Below are 19,333 nucleotides of genomic sequence, written 5' to 3'. Positions count from 1 at the left end.
TTGAGAAGGCAGTCTCTCATCAGTGGTTGGCAAGAGGCCAGCCCGTTTCGGATGGGAGATAATCCATGAAACTGCCCAAGATCGACCTGTCGAACCTGCCCGACCTCGACACGCTCACCGGACTGTTCGGCACGACCCAGACACCCGGTCACGACGACTCCATCGTTGTGCTCGCCACTATCATCTACGAGAACACGCCTCCGGGCAGCGGACTGATCTGAGCGGGACGGCGCGATGCAGGTGCACCCCGATATCGCCGCGTTGCGGAGCGACCGTGCTCCGCAACGCGCAGCCCAGGCGGTCATCCAAGGCGCGAAGCAGGATTGGGCGCAGGAACCCGGTGCCAGCGAGCTGCTGGCGGACCTGGAGGCCTATGGCCGCGGCGCGCCGTTCGAATGCTGCGCCATGCTGGAAGCCGTCTTCATCGGGCAGGGCGAAGCCGAGCGGCTGATGGACGCCCTGTCGCGCCACTACTGCAAGGCCATGGCCGCCAATCCCATCGGACAACCGCCCTTCCGCAACGGCTTCGACGGCATGGCGAGCTCTATCCTGCTGGCGCGTTGCGAACGTGCGCAGCTCATGCTGCAGGCGCGCGAGCCGGGCGACATGCACCATTCCGGATACGTCTTCTCCGACGCCACCCGCTTCGACGCCGTCCTCGCGGGCGAGGCCGAGGCACGGATCGTGCGCAAGGTCAGCGAGCACGACGGGCAGGCGCGTTTTGCCGAGGAGGCAGTCAGTCTGCGCCCAGGCCAGCGCTACGCCTTCGACCTGTCCAGCGACACCCTGGTGATCGACCAAGTCGCACGTCGCCTCGTTGCGCTGCGCCTGCTGCGGACTGCCGAAGAACCGCACCCGGGACGCGAATTCTGCGCCGCCAGCGGTCGCATGCTGCACCAGAGCGCGGCGACCATTGCTATCAGCCGGCAGGAAACTATCCTCGCCCTGCTTGGCCGCATGGGCCGGACCGACGCCGCTCCCGCCATTGCCGACCTCGCCCGGTCGGGCGGTGACACGTCGCTGCGCTGGCAAGCCGTGCGCGAGGCGCTGGCGCTCGACAGCGCGACCGGCTTTCGCTTGCTGGGCGAACTTGCCCGTCGCGCGGGCGATCCGCTGGCGCACCAGGCCGGCGCCTTGCGCGCGCAGCTGCTCGAAACCCATCCCGAACTTGCCCAGCTGGAGATCGCCTGATGCCGCGCGTGATCGACTACCGGGACGATGCGTCCTGCGACCTCGGCGATTGCCTCGCCGCGCTTAACGAAAACGGCTTCAAGCCCTACGAGGAGGAAAGCCTGCTCCATGCCGCCACCTGGCTGCGGCGGCTGGGCAACAACCGCGCATTCCTGGGCGACCTGCTGCTGGACGAACTCAAACAAGGCGTAAAGGCAGCGGAAGAAGCCTCCAGCTATGGCCCGCAGGTGGTCATGCTCAGCCAGCTTGGCCACGAATACTACATGCGCGCCAATCTCTGGCCGAGCCGCGAGGAGCACATGTTCCGCGCCAGCGGCAAGTCGGCCTTTAGCTATGAATTGCCGCACGATCACAACTTCGATTTCCTCACCGTCGGCTACTTCGGCCCCGGCTATTCGAGCGATTACTACGAGTACGACTACGACAAGGTGGTGGGCAGCATCGGCGAGAAGGCGGGCCTGCGGTTCATCGAGCGCTCCACGCTCGAGCCGGGCAAGCTGATGCACTACCGCGCCCACGTCGACGTGCACTCGCAGCTGCCACCCGAAAGCCTCTCCGTCTCGCTCAACGTGATGCACGCGGGCGGGGCGCAGGGCTGGCTCGACCAGTACAAGTTCGACGTCGAGAAGGACGAGATCAGCGGCATTGTCAGCCCGGGAGGAAGCGAGATCTTCCTGCGGGTGGCAGTCGGGCTGGGGGGCGAAGAGGCGCGCGACCTTGCGCACACCTTCGCCGGGTCGCACCCCAGTGACCGGATGCGGCTGGTCGCGCTCGAAGCCCAGGAAGGCGTGCTGGACGAGGCCGGGCGCGACCGGTTGTGGCAGCGGGCCGAGCAATCGGGCAGCAGGCTGGTGGCGATGGAAGCGACGCGGCGGCGGCGCGAGCTGGCGCTGTTTTAGAGTATCCCGCCCGCCAGCCGGTCGATCGCGCCTTGCAGGATGACCGCTGCGGCATGGCTGTCGATGCGTTCGGCGCGTTTGCCGCGGCTCATGTCCTGCGCGATCATGTCGCGTTCGGCGCTGGTGGTGGACCAGCGCTCGTCCCACAGCAGCACCGGCAGGCCCATGGCCAGCAGGTTGCGGGCAAAGGCGCGGCTGGCCTGCGCGCGCGGCCCGCTGGAGCCGTCCATGTTGAGCGGCAGGCCGATCACCACGCCGGCCACGGAACGCGCCTTGCAGATATCCTCCAGCGCCGCCTTGTCGCGGGTGAACTTGCCCTTGGGCAGGGTCTTGCCGGCCGTGGCGAAACTCCACCCGGCATCGCACAGCGCGGTGCCGATGGTCTTGGTGCCAAGGTCGAGTCCCAGCAGTACTCCGCCCTCGGGCAGCGCGTCGCGAAACTCGCCCGCGTTTTCGGTCAGGAGGGCCGGTTCGGCTGCCATGCCTGCACCCGTTCGACGACATCGACCTGCAGGTTCTTCCAGAACAGCGGGATGTCGTAGACGTGGTAATTGTTGCCCGGCAGCACATAGGGGCCGAGCGCGGGCGGCTCGCCGATCAGCAGGACGCCGGTCGTCGGATCACACCGCGCCGGCACGCCGCCCGGCACCAGTTCGCCGCCGCTCAGGTCATCCTCGGGTACGAGCGTTCCGAGGTTGCTGGAGGCCTCCGCCGAGTTCTCGATGCCACCGGTCAGCGGATTGAAGCAAAGGATCGGCGATCCGGTGCGCGCATTCCCGTCGAGGCCCGGTGTATCGCGGTAGAGCCGCAGGTACTGGGTGGTATCGGCAGGTTCGGCAAAACTGGCCCAGCTTGCCACGCAGCCGGCCTGCCCGGGCGAAGCGCAGGCTGGCAGGCCCAGTTCGGGCAGGTCGGTTTCGATCGAAATGGGCATGCCGACCGGATAGGCGACTGCCACGCGGTCCATCAGCGGCGTGCCCTTCAGTTTCTCCAGCAGCAGGCGCACGACGTGGTATCCGCCCTGGCTGTGCCCGGCGAGCACGATGGGCTCGTCAGCCGGGATCGATTCGAGGAAGAAGTCGAAGGCAGCGGACACATCCGCATAGGCGAGGTCCAGCGCACGTCCCGCTTCGGGCGCGTCGGTCAGGAACGCGCCGTAGGTCGCCTGGCGATAGCGCGGCACCCAGATCTCGCTCGCCTGGTTGAAGGCGCTGGCCATGCCGCGCACCATTACCCGCGCCCGGTCTTGGGACAGTTCGTCATCAAGCCGGGCGTTCCAGGCGTCGTTCTCGGTGAAGCTGGTGGGGTGGACGAAGAAGACGGCAAAACCGGGGGTCTCTTCATCGACGCCTTCCGCGGGCTCCGTTCCTTCGGCGTAACTGGGCTGCCAGCGCGAGGGATCGTTCACCGCGCCCATGCCGGGGCGGCTGAACCACATGGCCGGGTCCTGGTAGGCATTGGGCTCAAGCGCTTCCTGCTCAACGAAGTCCACGCGCGGCACCATGGCGAACTCGGTCAGCTCCTCGGCGTAGATGCGCAGGACGAACAGCCCGGCGATGAACAGCACGATCAGGATGGCGACGGTGTAGAGGAACTTACGCAGGGTACGCCTCCTTTGCCTGGTCAGCAGCGTCTTCCGCATCCTTGGCCCTGGCGCGCTGTTCCAGCGCCACCTTGATCATGGCCAGCAGTGGATCGGCGAGAAACAGTCCGAGAATGCCGAACAGGATGCCCATGATCAGCTGCATGCCCAGCACCAGCGCCGGGGCGAGGTCCACCGTCTTGCGGGCGATCATGGGAATGACGAAGTAGCCGTCGATGTTCTGCACGGCGAAGTAGATGATGATGGTGTAGATGCCCATCTGCGCGCCGCCCGAGAAGCCCACCAGCACCATCAGGCCGCCGGAAATCACCGCGCCGATATTGGGGACGAAGGCCAGCAGGCCGGTGAGAATGGCCAGCAGCGCCGCCATGGGAATGGGGTCGCCGGTCACAAGGCCGTAGCCGACCAGCATGATGTAGGTGAATACACCTTCGAAGATCATGCCGACGAGGCGCCCGAACATCAGGCGACGCATGGTATAGCCCATGCGGTTGGCGGTTTCGTAGAACTCGTTGCGGCGCTGCTTGGGCAGCATCCAGGCCACGCCGCGCTCGTACAGGCGCGGCTCGATCACCACGTAGATGCCGATGATCACGATCAGCACCAGCGTGGTCAGCCCGCCAAGGATACCGCCGAGGGCGCGGGTTACGGTGCCAAAGCCGCTGACGGCCTGGCTGGCCATGGCTTGCACGCTGTCCATGTTGATCTCGAAACCCTGTTCGCGCATCCAGCCGAACAGCACGCGCGCCTGTTCCTGCACGATGCGGGGGAATTCGGCGGCTTCCTGCGAAATTTGCGATCCGGCGAAGGTGGCCAGCCAGGCGAGGAAAGCGATCCCCGACAGCAGCACGATGGCGAGGCGCCAGCCGCGCCCGATGTGCAGGACGCGCCCCAGCAATCGCGCGCCGCCATCCACCGTCGCGGCGAAGACCATGGCGCCGAAGATCACCAGCAGGCTCTGCGAAAGGTAGACCGCCAGTACCACGAGCCCGACCACGGCTGTCCAGGTCAGCGCGCGCCAGGCTTCCAGACGCAATTCCGGCGTGGAGATGCGTGTCGGGCTCGCGCCCATGTGTTCGCTATCGCCGTCGTCCTTGCTCACTCGCTATCTGCTCCCCGCAGTTCGGGACGCAAGCTGGTCCAAGCGCGCTCGCCGCGCAAGGCTTGATACCAGCTGAGCGGGTTCCATGTTGCGCGGCCATTGAGCGAGAAGGTGATGATTTCGGCGCGCCCGCCCACGTCGGACAGCGGCACCGGCCCGCCAAGGCCCACGCCGCCTTCGAGCGAGGACGGCGCGCGGCTGTCCGCCGAATGGTCACGGTTGTCGCCCATCAGGAACACGTGGCCTTCGGGCACGGTGATCGTGTCCATGTTGTCGAAACGCTGCCGCATATGATCGATGATGAGGTAGCTCGCGCCATTGGGCATTGTCTCGCGGTAGGTCGGCGGCTCGTAGACCTCGGTGCCGTCTTCCAGGGTCACGCGGTATTCGGCGAAATCGTCGAGGCAGGGGTGGGCAAAGCCGTACTGCTCGCAGTTGTTGTCGTGCTCTACCGGCAGGCGGACCGGAGGTTCCTGCTCCTGCGGCACGGGCTCGCCGTTGAGAACGATCTGCCCGCCGACCACGGCAATGGTATCTCCCGGCAAGGCGACCACGCGCTTGATGTAATCGCTGGCGGGCTGCTTCGGGTCCTCCGGCGGCACGACGATCACGATGTCGCCGTACTCGGGCGTGGAGGGGGCGATGCGCCAGTCGTCGCGCGGCAGCAGGTGGAAGCTCGCCGAGACCCATGACCAGCCATAGGGATATTTCGACACCACCAGCCGGTCGCCCACCATCAGGTTGGGCACCATGCTGGCGCTGGGAATGTAGAACGGCTTGGCGACGAAGGTGTGGAAGGCCAGCACGGCCAGCAGCATCAGCACCAGCCCGCGTATCTCCGCGAGCCAGTTGACCGGCTTCTTGTCCTTCTTGTCACTCATGGCCGCGTGTCAGGCTTTCGGATGGGCTTCGATGATCACGAAGGCCTGCGCCCATGGATGATCGTCAGTGAGGGTGAGATGAATGGATACCATGTGGCCTGCCGGGGTGAGTTGTTCAAGCCGCGCCGCCGCCCCGCCGGTAAGGGCAAGGGTGGGCGCGCCCGACGGAGCGTTGATCACCCCGATATCCTTCATGAACACGCCGCGCTTGAACCCGGTTCCCACGGCCTTGGAGAAAGCCTCCTTGGCGGCGAAGCGCTTGGCATAGGTGCCCGCCATGGTGTGCGGACGGCGCGCGGCCTTGGCGTTCTCGATATCGGTGAAGACGCGCCGGATGAACCGCTCGCCAAAGCGGTCGAGCGAGTTCTGGATCCGCTCGATATTGCAGAGGTCGGAGCCGAGGCCGATGATCATAGTGAGATCACGCAGATTGCGACTGCGAAGGGTAGCGTTGAACAAGCAAAGTAGCTCATTGCTACTGAGGGCGCGCCCTTTGTGCGCCAGTTTAGGCCTCTGAAGAATAGCCAGAACTGGCATGCGGTAAGAGCGATCCATCCTACAAGGATCAAGACGGGGACGGCGCTAACGGTAGCTCCAGCCACCAGTAGCGGTGCCGCAATGGCAGTCATGAACAGTGACACGATCAGGCAAACAACCGCCAACACCAACGCGAATTTGCAGATGCCGGAAATTGCTGGATGATCGGTCATCGGGCCAGATCCATCAGTTCGCGCATCTTAAGCACGGCGGGCTCCAGCCCTTCGAAGATGGCCTCGCCGATCAGGTAGTGGCCGATGTTGAGCTCGGCCAGCTGCGGGATGGCGGCGATGGGCTGGACGTTCTCGTAGGTGAGGCCGTGGCCCGCGTGCGGCTCGATACCATTCTTGGCGGCGAGGGCGGACATATCGGCGATCTGCTTCAGGATCGCGGCGCGCTTCTCGCCCTCGGCATGGGCATATTCGCCGGTGTGGAACTCCACCACCGGCGCGCCGAGGCGCAGCGCGGCGTCGAGCTGGCGTTCGGTCGCCTCGATGAACAGCGAGACGCGGATACCCGCATCGCTCAGCCGCGACACGATCGGCGCGAGCTGGTTGTGCAGGCCTGCTGCATCCAGCCCGCCTTCGGTGGTACGCTCCTCGCGCTTTTCGGGGACGATGCAGGCGGCGTGCGGCTGGTGGGCGAGGGCGATGGCCAGCATCTCCTCCGTCGCGGCCATTTCCAGGTTGAGCGGCAGGTCCGTCGCGTCCTGGATGCGGCGCAGGTCGTCGTCGCGGATGTGGCGGCGGTCTTCGCGCAGGTGCGCGGTGATGCCGTCGCCGCCGCAAGCCGCAACGATCTCCGCCGCGCGCACGGGATCGGGATGGTCGCCGCCGCGCGCGTTCCGGATGGTCGCGACATGGTCGATATTGACGCCGAGGCGGAGCCGATTGGTCACGCGCTTACTTCCGGCTGCCCGGCTTGGTGACAGGGATCGCCGCCAGTTCGGGCGGCAGCTCGTCTTCGGCATAGGTGAGGAAGTCGATGTCGATAAGCGGGAAGAAGGGCACGCCAAGGTCGACGGTACCGTTCGAGCGGTCGACCAGCGAAACTTCGGCCAGTACTTCGCCACCTTCGTTGCCGACCGCGGCAATCGCTTCGCGGCTGGAGAGGCCGGTAGTGACCACGTCTTCCACCATCAGCACCTTGGCACCCGGCTCCAGCGCGAATCCGCGGCGCAGGTGGAACACGCCGTCGGGCCGTTCGAGGAACATGGCATCGAGACCGAGCGCGCGGCCCATCTCCTGGCCGATGATGATTCCGCCCATGGCCGGCGAGACCACTGCATCGAGCGAATCGCGGATGTCGGCGGGGATCTTTTCAGCCAGTGCCGCGGCAAGTTTCGCAGCCCGATGCGGGTTCATCAGCACCCGTGCGCACTGCAGGTAATGCCCGCTGTGCCGTCCGGAGGAGAGTTTGAAATGGCCTTCCAGCAGCGCGCCACTCGCGCGGAATTCGTTGAGCACTTCGTCTTGTGTCATGGGTTTGCGCAGGCTGCCTTTCGCCGTCATATGCGGTTTTGCTAATGAACTGGATCGCTTAACTGGAAAAAAGTCCCTAGAGGCGCTTGAGGCATGGGGCAAGCGCGCGTATAGGCGCGGCGCAGGCGGCTCCTTTCCGGGGCCTGTGGCCCTACGAGGCCGGGATTAGAATTGGGAAGCATTGACGCGATGATTTTCGGCGCATTTGCCCGCAAGAAGCTCAACTTCATGGCCCTCTTGGCGGTCTTCACCCTTGGATTGGCGGCGATGCCGCAGGTTGCCTTGGCGCAAGACGATGTAGCGGCCGAAGCCGTTACGGAAGAGGCTGCTGCAGAGGCTCCGGCCTTCGAGCATTTCGGCCCTGACATGATCCTCGGCCAGCCGGAAGACGGCGGGATCGATTTCCAGCCGCAGTTCACCAACGACGGCAACTACGCCTACGATATGCACACCTATATCCTGATGCCGATCATCACGGTCATCAGCCTGTTCGTCCTCGCGCTGCTGCTGTGGGTGATCGTACGCTACAACAAGCGTGCCAACCCGGTGCCGTCCAAGACCAGCCACAACACCCTGATCGAAGTGATCTGGACTGTCATTCCCGTGCTGATCCTGGTGGTCATCGCCGTGCCGTCGATCACCCTGCTGTCACGCCAGTATGAATCACCGCCGGAAGACGCCATCACCATCAAGGCCAACGGCTACCAGTGGTACTGGGGCTATGAATATGTCGACAACGGCGGCTTCGAAGTCGTGTCGAACATGCTCGACGCCGATGCCGCGCTGGAAGCGGGCGAGCCGCACCAGCTGGCCGTCGACAACCGCATGGTCGTGCCGGTCGGCGTGCCGATCCGCCTGCAGACCTTCGGCGCCGACGTGATCCACTCGTTCGGCATCCCCGCGCTGTGGTTCAAGCTCGACGCTGTTCCGGGCCGCATCAACGAACGCATGCTGACGATCAACGAACCGGGCATCTACTACGGCCAGTGCATGGAACTGTGCGGTGCGCGTCACGGCTACATGCCGATCGCCATCGAAGCGCGCACGCTGGAAGATTACAACGCCTGGGTGCAGACCCAGCCGGGTGGCATGACGACCGAGCAGGTCGCTGCTGCGGCTGCTGCCGAGGCTGCGCCGGCTCCGGCCGAGGAAGAGGCTCCGGCAGACGAAGCCGCTGCCGACGAAGCCGCTCCCGCCGCCTGATTTTTTGAACGAACAGTAACGACAAGGTCCCTGCAGTTATGGCCACCACCGCTGAAGGTTTCGACGCCCACCACGACGATCACGCACACGATGCGGATCACAAGCCGGGCTTCTTCGCCCGCTGGTTCATGTCGACCAACCACAAGGATATCGGCACCCTCTACCTGATCTTCGCGATCATCGCGGGTGTGGTCGGTGGTGCCATTTCGGGTGCCATGCGTGTCGAACTGGCCGAACCCGGCCTGCAGTACATGGGCATGTTCGTCGACATGCTGGGCGGTGACGGCACCAGCTTCGACCAGCAAGGCCACATGTGGAACGTGCTGATCACGGCCCACGGCCTGATCATGGTGTTCTTCATGGTCATGCCGGCCATGATCGGCGGCTTCGGCAACTGGTTCGTCCCGCTGATGATCGGCGCGCCGGACATGGCTTTCCCGCGCATGAACAACATCTCGTTCTGGCTGACCGTGGCAGGCTTCCTGTCGCTGCTGTTCTCCATGTTCGTGCCGGGCGGCACGGGCATGGGCGCAGGTGTCGGCTGGACGGTCTATGCTCCGCTGTCGACCACCGGCTCCGTCGGTCCCGCAGTCGACTTCGCGATCTTCAGCCTCCACCTCGCCGGTGCCGGTTCGATCCTGGGTGCGACCAACTTCATCACCACCATCTTCAACATGCGTGCGCCGGGCATGACCCTGCACAAGATGCCGCTGTTCGTGTGGTCGGTGCTGGTCACGGCCTTCCTGCTGCTGCTGGCGCTGCCGGTCCTGGCTGCCGCCATCACCATGCTGCTGACCGACCGCAACTTCGGCACGACCTTCTTCAACGCCGCCGGTGGCGGTGACCCGGTCCTGTACCAGCACCTGTTCTGGTTCTTCGGCCACCCCGAGGTCTACATCATGATCCTGCCGGGCTTCGGCATGATCTCGCAGATCGTCGCCACCTTCAGCCGCAAGCCGGTGTTCGGTTATCTCGGCATGGCCTATGCCATGGTCGCGATCGGCGTGGTCGGCTTCATCGTCTGGGCGCACCACATGTACACCGTGGGCCTCGACGTGAACACGAAGATGTACTTCACCGCGGCCACCATGGTCATCGCGGTGCCCACGGGCATCAAGATCTTCAGCTGGATCGCCACCATGTGGGGCGGGTCCATCCAGTTCAAGTCGCCGATGGTCTGGGCCATGGGCTTCATCTTCCTGTTCACCGTGGGCGGCGTGACCGGCGTGGTGCTGGCCAACGGCGGCGTCGACGACAACCTGCACGACACCTACTACGTGGTGGCGCACTTCCACTACGTGCTGTCGCTGGGTGCCGTGACCTCGATGTTCGCCGGCTGGTACTACTGGTTCCCCAAGATGTTCGGCCGCATGCACAGCGAGTTCCTGTCGCACCTGCAGTTCTGGATCTTCTTCGTCGGCGTGAACATGATCTTCTTCCCGATGCACTTCCTCGGCCTGCAAGGCATGGCGCGCCGCTATCCCGACTATGCCGATGCCTTCACGCAGTGGAACGAAGTCGCCACGCTCGGCTACAAGATCACCATGATCTCGGTGGCGGTGTTCTTCATCAACATCATCTACGCCTTCGTGGCCGGCAAGAAGGCTCCGGCCAACTACTGGGGCGAAGGCGCGACGACGCTGGAATGGAGCCTGTCCAGCCCGCCGCCGTTCCACCAGTTCGAGACGTTGCCGGTGATCGAAGACCACCACAGCGCCGACGATCACACCAGCGAGAAGCCGGCGACCGCGTAAAGCGGGCCCTCGCCTGAATGAAAACGGGAGGGGGCGCGCCGGAGACGGGGCGCCCCTTTCATTTGAAACACCGCCAAGAGGCGCAACCGAAGTGACCATGACCGCCGTCCCGACAGCAACCCCCTTGCCCACCGAGTGGCGCGACTTCTTCGCGCTGACGAAGCCGCGGGTGATGAGCCTGGTGGTCTTCACCGGCCTGGCGGGCCTGCTCGCGGCGCCCGGCTCGATTCACCCCGTGCTCGGCTTTACCGCCATCCTGTGCATTGCCATGGGCGCGGGCGGGGCTGCCGCGCTCAACCAGTGGTGGGAAAGCGAAATCGACGGCAAGATGAAGCGGACCGCCAAGCGACCGCTTCCCGCTGGCCGCATGCGCCGCGACGATGCGCGCGATTTCGGGGTGCTGCTGTCGGCCACCTCTGTCTTCGTCATGCTGGTGGCGATCCACTGGCTGGCCGCCGTGGTGCTGGCGCTGAGTATTTTCTACTACGCCGTGATCTATACCATCTGGCTGAAGCCGCGCACGCCGCAGAACATCGTCATCGGCGGCGGGGCAGGGGCCTTTCCGCCGCTGATCGGCTGGATCGCGGTGACGGGCGATATCACCCTGATGCCGGTGCTGCTGTTCGCCATTATCTTCATCTGGACGCCGCCGCACTTCTGGGCGCTCGCGCTGTTCGTGAAGACCGATTACGCCGACGCCGGGATTCCGATGATGCCCGTGGTGCGGGGCGAGAAGTCCACCCGCCGCCAGGTCCTCGCCTATTCGGTGGTGCTGTTCGGCGTGTCGCTGCTGCCGTGGCTGATCGAGGGCGCTGGCCTGATCTACGGTATCAGCGCGCTGGTATTGTCGGGCCTGTTCGTGGCGCTCTCGGTGCCGGTTGGCCTGCGCACGACCCGGCCGGAGGACAGCATGAAGCCCGAGAAGCGGCTGTTCGCCTGGTCGGTCATCTACCTTTTTGCCCTCTTTACCGCGCTTGTCGCAGATCGCATGGTGCTGTCATGACCCCTGAGGAACAGAAAGAGTTCATCCGCCGCCGCAAGGCCCGCAACAAGGTGATCGGTCTGGTGCTCCTGGGTTTCGTAATTCTGTTTTACGCCATTACGATCGTGAGGATGGGCGACTGATGACGACCATGGCCCTCGAAGCGCGCAACAAGCGCACCATGCTGATCGCTTTCGGCATTGCCCTGGGCATGTTGGCCCTCGGCTATGCGGCCGTACCGCTCTACGACCTGTTCTGCCGCGTCACCGGTTTCGGCGGCACCACCCAGGTGGCGAGCGAGGCCGATGCAGACCTTGCCGAACGCATGGCGGCCAGCGCGGGCGGAACGACCTATTCGATCCGTTTCGACGCCAATACCTCGCGCGACATGCCGTGGACTTTCCGCCCGGTGCAGGTGACCGATACGGTCGCCATCGGCCAGCGCGACATGGCCTTCTACATCGCGCGCAACAATTCGTCCGTGCCCGTCACCGGCACGGCCACCTTCAACGTCGAGCCCGAACAGGCCGGACGCTATTTCAACAAGATCCAGTGCTTCTGTTTCACCGAGCAGACACTGCAGCCGGGCGAGGAAGTGCGCATGCCCGTGCTCTACTACGTCGACCCGGCGGCACTGGACGATCCGAACATGGAAGGGGTGGAACAGATCACCCTCTCCTACACTTTCCACCGTGCTCCCGAGCAACCGGAAGTTGCCCAGGTCGAAGAAGAGCAGGATAGAGCCAGCTAGGCTCTGGACCCGAGCGCAAGCACGCATTACAGGCCCATCAAACCCCGTCACGGGACAAGCATCAGGATAGAACTCATGGCCGGCGCCAAGAACCACGACTACCACATCCTTCCGCCCGACATCTGGCCCTTCGTGGGTGCGCTATCGGGCCTGACGTTCACGACCGGCATGGTGATGTTCATGCATGCCGACGAAGGCGCCTTCCCCGAAGGCCTGTGGCGCGTGGTGCTCGGCCTCGGCATTGCCGGCCTGATCGCCACCTTCTTCGGCTGGTTCTCCAAGATCGTGAACGAAGCGCAGAGCGGCGATCATACCCCGGTGGTGCAGCTGCACATGCGTTACGGCATGATCCTGTTCATCGCCTCGGAAGTCATGTTCTTCGTCGGCTGGTTCTGGTCGTGGTTCGATTTCTCGCTGTTCCCGGCGCCAATCGAGATGATCAGCACGGACAACGGCCCGATCTGGCAGAACCTTATCGGCCAGGAAGGTGCTGCGGCCCTCACGCATTTCCCGCCGGACGGCATCGAGGTGCTCGACGCTTTCGACCTGCCGCTGCTCAACACGCTGATCCTGCTGTGCTCGGGCACCACGGTGACCTGGGCGCACCACAGCCTGATCAATGGCGACCGTGACGGCCTGAAGAAGGGCCTGTGGCTAACCATCGCCCTCGGCATCCTGTTCTCCTGCATCCAGGCTTACGAATACAGCCACGCCTCGTTCGGCTTCGGTGGCAACAACTACAGCTCGGCCTTCTACATGGCGACCGGCTTCCACGGCTTCCACGTGCTGGTCGGCACGATCTTCCTGATCGTCTGCCTCGTCCGCACCTACAAGGGCCACTTCACGCCCCGGCAGCACTTCGGCTTCGAAGCGGCTGCCTGGTACTGGCACTTCGTCGACGTCGTCTGGCTGTTCCTGTTCATCGTCGTCTACGTCTGGGGGGGCTGGGGTCTCGAACCGCACTAGGCCCATTCGTGACCGATTTTCCGGAAACACAAGAAGGGCGGCCCGCCATGCGCGAGGTCGCCCTTTTCGGTTGCTGCCCGCGCTGCGGCAAGCGCACGCTGTTCGCGGGTATGTTGAAGTTCGCCGACAAGTGCCCGGGCTGCGGCCTCGACTTTTCGCGCTTCAACGTGGGTGACGGCGCGGCAGCTTTCGTCACCATGGGGATCGGCGGCGTTGTCGTGGCGCTGGCGCTATGGCTGCAACTTACGTTCGAGCCGCCGTGGTGGGTCCACGTCCTCCTGTGGTTGCCGCTGATCGTGTTCGGGGTGATTGCTGCCCTGCGCGTGACCAAGGCCTGGCTTCTGGGCAGCGAATTTGTCCGCCGCGCCGAAGAGCACCGCCATGACGGGAGCGACCTGTCGTGAGCGGAAAGCCGATGCGCAAGGTGCCGATCGTTGCCACTGTTGTGGTGATCGCTGCGGTGATCACCATGATCGGTCTCGGATTCTGGCAGCTCGGGCGGCTGGACGAGAAGGAGGCTCTGATTGCCAGCTACGAGGCGGCCGCAGACTTGCCCGTTACCGATCTGGCGAATGTGAGAGAGGCCGATGGACTGGCATTCCGCACAGTCCGTATGGCTTGCCCGGAGCCCTCCGGTCCAACGGCGGTTGCCGGACGCAACCGAGATGGCCAGACCGGCTATGTCCATCGCTTCGCCTGCCAGGCCGCGCCAGGAACAGGCGCTGTCATCTATGGCGAGATCGGTTGGTCCCGCGGTCCGGACGGACCGGCATGGGAGGGCGGTGACCTGGAAGGCGTGCTCGTCCCGCTTGGCGACGACTTCAAGCTCGTTTCCGAGACTGCCCATGCAGGGCTGGAAGCAAGTGCCCGGCCCGATCCCAACGATCTCCCGAACAACCACCTCGCCTATGCCTTCCAGTGGTTCTTCTTCGCCCTGACGGCACTGGTGATCTACGGACTGGCCCTGCGCCGCCGCTGGCGTGATCGCGCCGCACAAGGCTGAAACGGCGACATCAAACAACAGCTTTCTTGCGGCCCGCGCATGCTGCCGCTAACCGCCGCTGCACAATGAAGTACATTTCCACTCGTGGCAGCGCTCCGGCGCTCGATTTCGAAGGCGTGACGCTGGCCGGCCTCGCGTCCGATGGCGGCCTCTATGTGCCCGAGCACTGGCCGCGCTTTTCCGAGTACGAGATCGACGCCATGGCGGGCCTCTCCTACGTCGAGCTGGCGGTGAAGGTGATGGGCCCTTTCGTCGCAGGCTCGCTCACCGAGGACGAGCTGCGCGAGCTGTGCACGCGTGCCTATGGCCGATTCAGCCATGCCGCGGTCACCCCGCTGGTGCAGCTGGACCAGCAGCACTATGTGCTGGAGCTGTTTCACGGCCCGACGCTGGCCTTCAAGGACGTGGCGCTGCAATTGCTCGGCCGCCTGTTCGAACACTTCCTCGCCAAGGGCGATGACCACCTGACCATCGTCGGTGCCACCAGCGGCGACACCGGCAGCGCGGCGATCGACGCCGTGGCGGGGCGTGATCGGGTCGACATCTTCATGCTCCACCCCAAGGGCCGCGTCAGCGACGTGCAGCGCCGCCAGATGACCACGGTGCGCGCGCCCAACGTGCACAACCTCGCCATCGAAGGCAGCTTCGACGATGCGCAGGCCATGGTGAAGCGCATGTTCGGCGACCCGGAGATGGCCTCGTCCAAGGGCGGCAAGTTCCGCATCAGCGCGGTCAATTCGATCAACTGGGCGCGGCTGATGGCGCAGGTGGTTTACTACTTTGCCTCGGCACTCCAGCTGGGCGCACCGCACCGCAAGGTTGCCTTCAGCGTGCCCACGGGCAATTTCGGCGATGTCTTCGCGGGCTATGTCGCGGCGCAGATGGGCCTGCCGATCGAGCGGCTGATCGTGGCGACCAACGTCAACGACATCCTCCACCGCGCGCTGTCGAGCGGTGATTACTCCGCCGGCACCGTCACGCCGACGGCTGCGCCGAGCATGGATATCCAGGTCAGCTCCAACTTCGAGCGCCTGCTGTTCGACCTCGGCGGCCGCGATGGCCATGCCATGGCCGAGCAGATGCGCGGGTTCGAAGCTACCAAGGCCATGCTGCTGACCAATGCCCAGCGCGAGGGTGCGGCGGCGCTGTTCACCAGTGCCCGCGTCGATGCGGCGGAAATGTCGGGGGCCATGGCCTGGGCCGCGCGGGAATGCGGCGAAGTGCTCGATCCGCACACCGCGATTGGCCTTGCTGCCGCGCGCGCCTCGGACGTGGCCGCGGCGATCCCCGTGGTGACGCTGGCAACGGCGCACCCGGCCAAGTTCCCCGACGCGGTGGAACGCGCCACCGGCATCCGCCCCTCGCTGCCCGCCCGCGTGGGCGACCTGTTCGAACGCACCGAGGCGCTGGTCGAGTTGCCCGGTGAATACGAAGCCGTGGCCGAATTCGTGGCGGCCCACGCAACGCCCAGCGCCTGATGGCCCGGCTCGTCACCGAACCGCTGGTCATGGCTGGCGAGGGCTGGGACGACTACGGCCTCGTCGACAGCGGCAATGGCCGCAAGCTGGAACGCTACGGCGACTACCGCTTCATCCGGCCCGAACCGCAGGCCATGTGGACCCCGCGCCAATCTGATTGGCAGGCCCACGGCGAATTCGTGCCCGGCAGCGACGAGGACGGCGGCGGACGCTGGCAGTTCTCTCGCGACGTGCCGCGCGAAGGCTGGCCGCTGGGATGGGAGAATGTGCGGTTCACTGCCCAGTGCACGCCGTTCCGCCATCTCGGTTTCTTCCCCGACATGTCGCCGGTCTGGCACTGGATGCGCGGGCAACTGGCGGGGCGGGACGATGCCTCGACGCTCAACCTGTTCGGCTATACCGGTGTCGGCAGCCTGGCGCTGAGCCAGTGCGGTCCCGTCACCCATGTCGATGCCAGCAAGAAGTCGGTCGCCCAGGCGCGCGAGAATGCCGCGCTGGCGGGGATGGAGGATCGCCCGATCCGCTGGCTGGTCGACGATGCCGCCAAGTTCACCGCGCGCGAGGTGCGGCGCGAGAACCGCTACGACGGCATCATCCTCGACCCGCCCAAGTTCGGACGCGGCCCCAAGAACGAGACCTGGCGCATCGAGGAGGGCCTGCCCGGCCTGATCGGCGATTGCCGCCAGCTGCTCGATGCCGACAGCAGGTTCCTGTTCCTGACGGTATATGCCGTGCGCATGTCATCGCTCGCCATTGGCGGGCTGCTGGCAGAGGTGTTCAAGGACCTGCCGGGCACAATCGAACACGGCGACCTTGCCGTGCGCGAGGATGGCCCGGACGGCCGCCTGCTGCCCACCGCGATCTTCGCGCGGTGGTCGAACGATTAGGCAGCCTGCAGGTCTGCCAGGAATTCGCGGATGCGCGCCGCGTTGTAGCCAAGATCGCTAACCCCCACGCGGCTGACGGAGCGCATGTCGACGCGCGTGCTGCCGTCGGTAACCGGGGTCACTTCAACCACCACGTCGTCGTAGAAGCGCAGGTAGCCAGCCGTGGCCGTCGCTTCGAGGCGTCCGGCTTCGGCATCGTAGCCGGCGATCTCCCAGCCACGCGCTTCGGCCAGGGCCTGGGCATCTGCGAGAACGGCGGCGGGAGCCTTGTCGATCACGATCGGGCCGATATCGCTATAGGCACCCTCGTGGAAGGCGCGCCATTCCTCCTCGCTGAACGGACCGGTGCTGACCGGATTGTCGACATCGAGCGCGGTGAACTGCGGCATGTCGCCAAGGTCGGTGCTGATATCGTGGATCGGCGGCACCTTGCCTGCCGGCAGCATGACCTGCGTGTACATGACCAGGAGCAGGGTCGCAGAAAGCACCACGGCAATGCCCGCCTTCACCTTGCCGGCCGACTTGCGCCATACGGCGAAGACTATGGCCAGGATGGCAACACCGCCCACGACTGCGGCGGGAATCATGGTTTGCATGAAAGCCCGGAAGCCGTCGATCTTCGCGATCATGTCATAACGGGCCAAAGTCAGCCCGCCGAGGGCATAGATGACCACCAGGATGGCGCCGCCCAAGGCAAAGTTGCTAAGCCACAAAGGCCAGCGCGGGGACAGGGTCTCACCTGCCGGAGGGGGTGCCTCCGCACCTTCGGTTTCTACTGCATCTGCCATGATCTGCTCCCCAGTCCGTGTTTGTGCTCGGACTCACTCCAATTTTGACCGCGCGTCAACTGCGACCTAGGGCTGTCTCCTCCGGCTTGCCAATATGCGCCTGCGCTGCCAGAGGCGCGGCATGGCCGATAGCCTTCATCTCGAGCTCGTCGATTTCACGCACATGGTGCACACCGGGATCTATTCCGAAGAGACCGGCCAACCGCAGCCCCTGCGCTTCACCGTCCGCGTGAAGCTGAAGGTGGAGCGGCATTACGATCCCGATACCCCGCTCGACGCCAGCAAGAACTACATGGACCTGAAGTTCGCCTGCTCGGAGGCCTTGGGTGACCGGCACTACAAGCTGATCGAGGCCGTGGCGGACCACGTCTGCGAAACGCTGTTCCTGCAGGACCAACGGGTCGAGGAAGTCAGCGTGAAGATCGAGAAGCTCGCCCTGTCCGAAGGTGACGAGCTGATCGGCATCACCCTGGTGCGCGAGCGCAAGTGAGCGCGCTGGTGCGGATCGACGCGCGCGGCCTGCCGGCTGCCCCGCTCGACGCCGCGGCCGCTTTCCATGCCCGCGTGGTTCCCGAAGTCCGCAAGGCCGCGGGAAGCGACCTCGCGATCCTGTTCGATTTCGCCGACCACACCCATCTCGGCTGGCGCCGCGCGGTGGTGGAGGAACTGGCCCGCGAGGCGGCCCCGAACCGGGTCAACGGCGTTGCCGGGCGGGAAGGGCAGGCGGTGGACGAAGTCTGCGCCTATCTCGCCGCCGCGCCCGGTGTAACCGGACAGTTGCTGCAAACGGATGGCAATTCGCGCGATAGTGCGTAGATAGGCCCCATGTCTTGTTCGCAGCCCCTTGTTGACGCTTTCCAGCGCCGCATTTCCTATCTCCGCCTGTCGGTGACCGATCGCTGCGACCTGCGCTGTTCGTACTGCATGCCCGAGCGGATGACCTTCCTGCCCAAGAAGGACGTGCTCAGCCTGGAGGAACTGCACAAGCTGGGCCTCGCCTTCATCGACCGCGGGATTTCCAAGATCCGCCTGACCGGCGGCGAACCGCTCGTGCGGCGCGACGTGATCGAGCTGGTACAGGCGCTGGGCCGCAAGCTGGGCGACGGTCTCGACGAACTGACGCTCACCACCAACGGCACCCGGCTGGAAGAATTCGCGCAGCCCCTCTTCGAAGCGGGCGTGCGCCGCGTGAACGTCAGCCTGGACACGATGGATGGGGCGCTGTTCGAGGAACTCAGCCGCCGCGACCGGCTGCTGCCCGTGCTGCGCGGCATTGCCGAGGCCAAGCGCGTCGGCCTGAAGGTGAAAATCAACACCGTCGCACTGAAGGACATCAACCAGGACGAGATCCCCTTTCTCGTCGAATGGGCGGGCGCCAACGGCCATGACATGACGCTGATCGAGGTCATGCCGCTGGGCGAGGTCGAAGGCGAGCGGGTCGACCACTACCTGCCGCTGCCCGCCGTGCGCGACGTGCTGGAAGAGCGCTTCACGCTCACCGACATCGCGGACACCACCGGCGGTCCTGCGCGCTATGTGCGGGTAGAGGAGACCGGCGGACGGCTGGGTTTCATCACCCCGCTCACCAACAATTTCTGCGCCACCTGCAACCGTATCCGCGTGACCGCGACGGGCGAGCTCTACGCCTGCCTCGGCGGGGCGGAGAAGGTGGACCTGCGCGCTGCGCTGCGCTCCGATGCGCCGGATGCCAATGTGGCTGCCGCGCTCGACGAGGCCATGCGCATCAAGCCCGAACGCCACCACTTCAACCACGTCCGCGGTGCCGCTCCCGCCCAGCCGCGACACATGTCGGTGACGGGGGGGTGA

Annotated in this window: 24 protein-coding genes; 16 read left to right on the top strand and 8 right to left on the bottom strand. The window is 65.1% G+C overall.

All coding sequences use genetic code 11. From position 1 onward, the window contains the following. The first annotated feature begins 65 nt into the window (after window positions 1-65). From AAEO60_RS09285 to AAEO60_RS09275, 3 genes are read left to right on the top strand one after another with little or no spacing between them, the layout of a single operon-like run. Complete coding sequence (locus AAEO60_RS09285) at window positions 66-221, top strand: hypothetical protein (protein ID WP_341673374.1); 156 nt, start codon at window positions 66-68, stop codon at window positions 219-221. A gap of 13 nt (window positions 222-234) precedes the next feature. After that, on the top strand, window positions 235-1,191 hold the full coding sequence (locus AAEO60_RS09280) for a hypothetical protein (protein WP_341673373.1): 957 nt from the start codon (window positions 235-237) through the stop codon (window positions 1,189-1,191). After that, complete coding sequence (locus AAEO60_RS09275; RefSeq protein ID WP_341673372.1) at window positions 1,191-2,090, top strand: transposase; 900 nt, start codon at window positions 1,191-1,193, stop codon at window positions 2,088-2,090. The genes AAEO60_RS09280 and AAEO60_RS09275 overlap by 1 nt, the downstream gene beginning before the upstream one ends. Here the strand turns inward: AAEO60_RS09275 and ruvX are convergent. From ruvX to pyrE, 7 genes are all read right to left on the bottom strand, one after another. Continuing rightward, entirely contained in the window at window positions 2,087-2,572 is a 486-nt protein-coding gene (ruvX, locus tag AAEO60_RS09270; protein ID WP_341673371.1) for a Holliday junction resolvase RuvX, read from the bottom strand. The genes AAEO60_RS09275 and ruvX overlap by 4 nt on opposite strands. Continuing rightward, window positions 2,548-3,732, bottom strand: coding sequence for a DUF3089 domain-containing protein (locus AAEO60_RS09265; protein ID WP_341673370.1), 1,185 nt, complete (start codon window positions 3,730-3,732; stop codon window positions 2,548-2,550). The genes ruvX and AAEO60_RS09265 overlap by 25 nt, the downstream gene beginning before the upstream one ends. Then, a complete protein-coding gene (locus tag AAEO60_RS09260; RefSeq protein ID WP_341673369.1) occupies window positions 3,686-4,795 on the bottom strand; it encodes an AI-2E family transporter in 1,110 nt (369 codons plus the stop codon). The genes AAEO60_RS09265 and AAEO60_RS09260 overlap by 47 nt, the downstream gene beginning before the upstream one ends. Beyond that, window positions 4,792-5,676 (bottom strand): signal peptidase I, encoded by an 885-nt coding sequence (gene lepB / locus AAEO60_RS09255; protein ID WP_341673367.1) that lies wholly within the window; start codon window positions 5,674-5,676, stop codon window positions 4,792-4,794. The genes AAEO60_RS09260 and lepB overlap by 4 nt, the downstream gene beginning before the upstream one ends. Before the next feature lie 9 nt (window positions 5,677-5,685). Next, window positions 5,686-6,090 carry a holo-ACP synthase gene (gene acpS / locus AAEO60_RS09250; RefSeq protein WP_341673366.1) on the bottom strand — a complete coding sequence of 135 codons (405 nt, stop codon included), beginning with the start codon at window positions 6,088-6,090 and terminating at the stop codon, window positions 5,686-5,688. A gap of 292 nt (window positions 6,091-6,382) precedes the next feature. After that, window positions 6,383-7,111 (bottom strand): pyridoxine 5'-phosphate synthase, encoded by a 729-nt coding sequence (locus AAEO60_RS09245; protein WP_341673364.1) that lies wholly within the window; start codon window positions 7,109-7,111, stop codon window positions 6,383-6,385. A gap of 4 nt (window positions 7,112-7,115) precedes the next feature. Continuing rightward, window positions 7,116-7,694 (bottom strand): orotate phosphoribosyltransferase, encoded by a 579-nt coding sequence (gene pyrE, locus AAEO60_RS09240; RefSeq protein WP_341673363.1) that lies wholly within the window; start codon window positions 7,692-7,694, stop codon window positions 7,116-7,118. Window positions 7,695-7,883: 189 nt separating this feature from the next. On the opposite strand from pyrE, the gene coxB reads away from it, so the two are divergent. From coxB to AAEO60_RS09190, 10 genes are all read left to right on the top strand, one after another. Further along, complete coding sequence (coxB, locus tag AAEO60_RS09235; RefSeq protein ID WP_423970143.1) at window positions 7,884-8,897, top strand: cytochrome c oxidase subunit II; 1,014 nt, start codon at window positions 7,884-7,886, stop codon at window positions 8,895-8,897. Between the two features lie 38 nt (window positions 8,898-8,935). Next, window positions 8,936-10,651: a cytochrome c oxidase subunit I gene (gene ctaD, locus AAEO60_RS09230; RefSeq protein ID WP_341673361.1), complete on the top strand. Its 1,716-nt coding sequence runs from the start codon at window positions 8,936-8,938 to the stop codon at window positions 10,649-10,651. A gap of 97 nt (window positions 10,652-10,748) precedes the next feature. Then, the gene (locus AAEO60_RS09225) at window positions 10,749-11,654 is read left to right on the top strand and encodes a heme o synthase (RefSeq protein ID WP_341673359.1); all 906 of its coding nucleotides are present in this window, start codon (window positions 10,749-10,751) and stop codon (window positions 11,652-11,654) included. Then, on the top strand, window positions 11,651-11,776 hold the full coding sequence (locus tag AAEO60_RS09220) for a hypothetical protein (RefSeq protein ID WP_341673358.1): 126 nt from the start codon (window positions 11,651-11,653) through the stop codon (window positions 11,774-11,776). The genes AAEO60_RS09225 and AAEO60_RS09220 overlap by 4 nt, the downstream gene beginning before the upstream one ends. Next, a complete protein-coding gene (locus AAEO60_RS09215; RefSeq protein ID WP_341673357.1) occupies window positions 11,776-12,384 on the top strand; it encodes a cytochrome c oxidase assembly protein in 609 nt (202 codons plus the stop codon). The genes AAEO60_RS09220 and AAEO60_RS09215 overlap by 1 nt, the downstream gene beginning before the upstream one ends. Window positions 12,385-12,459: 75 nt before the next feature. Further along, window positions 12,460-13,350 carry a cytochrome c oxidase subunit 3 gene (locus AAEO60_RS09210; protein WP_341673356.1) on the top strand — a complete coding sequence of 297 codons (891 nt, stop codon included), beginning with the start codon at window positions 12,460-12,462 and terminating at the stop codon, window positions 13,348-13,350. An 8-nt stretch (window positions 13,351-13,358) separates the two neighbouring features. Beyond that, window positions 13,359-13,754, top strand: a complete 396-nt coding sequence (locus tag AAEO60_RS09205) for a DUF983 domain-containing protein (RefSeq protein WP_341673355.1) — start codon at window positions 13,359-13,361, stop codon at window positions 13,752-13,754. Next, window positions 13,751-14,353: an SURF1 family protein gene (locus AAEO60_RS09200; protein WP_341673354.1), complete on the top strand. Its 603-nt coding sequence runs from the start codon at window positions 13,751-13,753 to the stop codon at window positions 14,351-14,353. The genes AAEO60_RS09205 and AAEO60_RS09200 overlap by 4 nt, the downstream gene beginning before the upstream one ends. 65 nt (window positions 14,354-14,418) lie before the next feature. Then, window positions 14,419-15,831 carry a threonine synthase gene (gene thrC, locus AAEO60_RS09195; RefSeq protein WP_341673352.1) on the top strand — a complete coding sequence of 471 codons (1,413 nt, stop codon included), beginning with the start codon at window positions 14,419-14,421 and terminating at the stop codon, window positions 15,829-15,831. Continuing rightward, window positions 15,831-16,718 (top strand): class I SAM-dependent methyltransferase, encoded by an 888-nt coding sequence (locus tag AAEO60_RS09190; RefSeq protein WP_341673351.1) that lies wholly within the window; start codon window positions 15,831-15,833, stop codon window positions 16,716-16,718. The genes thrC and AAEO60_RS09190 overlap by 1 nt, the downstream gene beginning before the upstream one ends. On the opposite strand, the gene AAEO60_RS09185 is transcribed toward AAEO60_RS09190, so the two are convergent. Continuing rightward, on the bottom strand, window positions 16,715-17,506 hold the full coding sequence (locus AAEO60_RS09185; RefSeq protein WP_341673350.1) for a DUF1499 domain-containing protein: 792 nt from the start codon (window positions 17,504-17,506) through the stop codon (window positions 16,715-16,717). The two genes, AAEO60_RS09190 and AAEO60_RS09185, sit on opposite strands and share 4 nt — an antisense overlap. 121 nt (window positions 17,507-17,627) lie before the next feature. Here AAEO60_RS09185 and AAEO60_RS09180 point away from each other — a divergent pair, with 121 nt between their 5' ends. The 3 genes from AAEO60_RS09180 to moaA are packed head-to-tail and all read left to right on the top strand — an operon-like array spanning window position 17,628 to window position 19,333. Beyond that, entirely contained in the window at window positions 17,628-17,996 is a 369-nt protein-coding gene (locus AAEO60_RS09180) for a dihydroneopterin aldolase (RefSeq protein ID WP_341673349.1), read from the top strand. After that, window positions 17,993-18,322, top strand: coding sequence for a Rossmann fold domain-containing protein (locus tag AAEO60_RS09175; RefSeq protein WP_341673348.1), 330 nt, complete (start codon window positions 17,993-17,995; stop codon window positions 18,320-18,322). Before AAEO60_RS09180 ends, AAEO60_RS09175 begins: the two co-directional genes overlap by 4 nt. 9 nt (window positions 18,323-18,331) lie before the next feature. Continuing rightward, window positions 18,332-19,333 carry a GTP 3',8-cyclase MoaA gene (moaA, locus tag AAEO60_RS09170; protein ID WP_341673347.1) on the top strand — a complete coding sequence of 334 codons (1,002 nt, stop codon included), beginning with the start codon at window positions 18,332-18,334 and terminating at the stop codon, window positions 19,331-19,333.

The organism is Aurantiacibacter gilvus (assembly GCF_038289935.1).
Taxonomy (GTDB): Bacteria; Pseudomonadota; Alphaproteobacteria; order Sphingomonadales; family Sphingomonadaceae; genus Alteraurantiacibacter; species Alteraurantiacibacter gilvus.
This window is presented reverse-complemented; position numbering and strand designations above follow the sequence as displayed.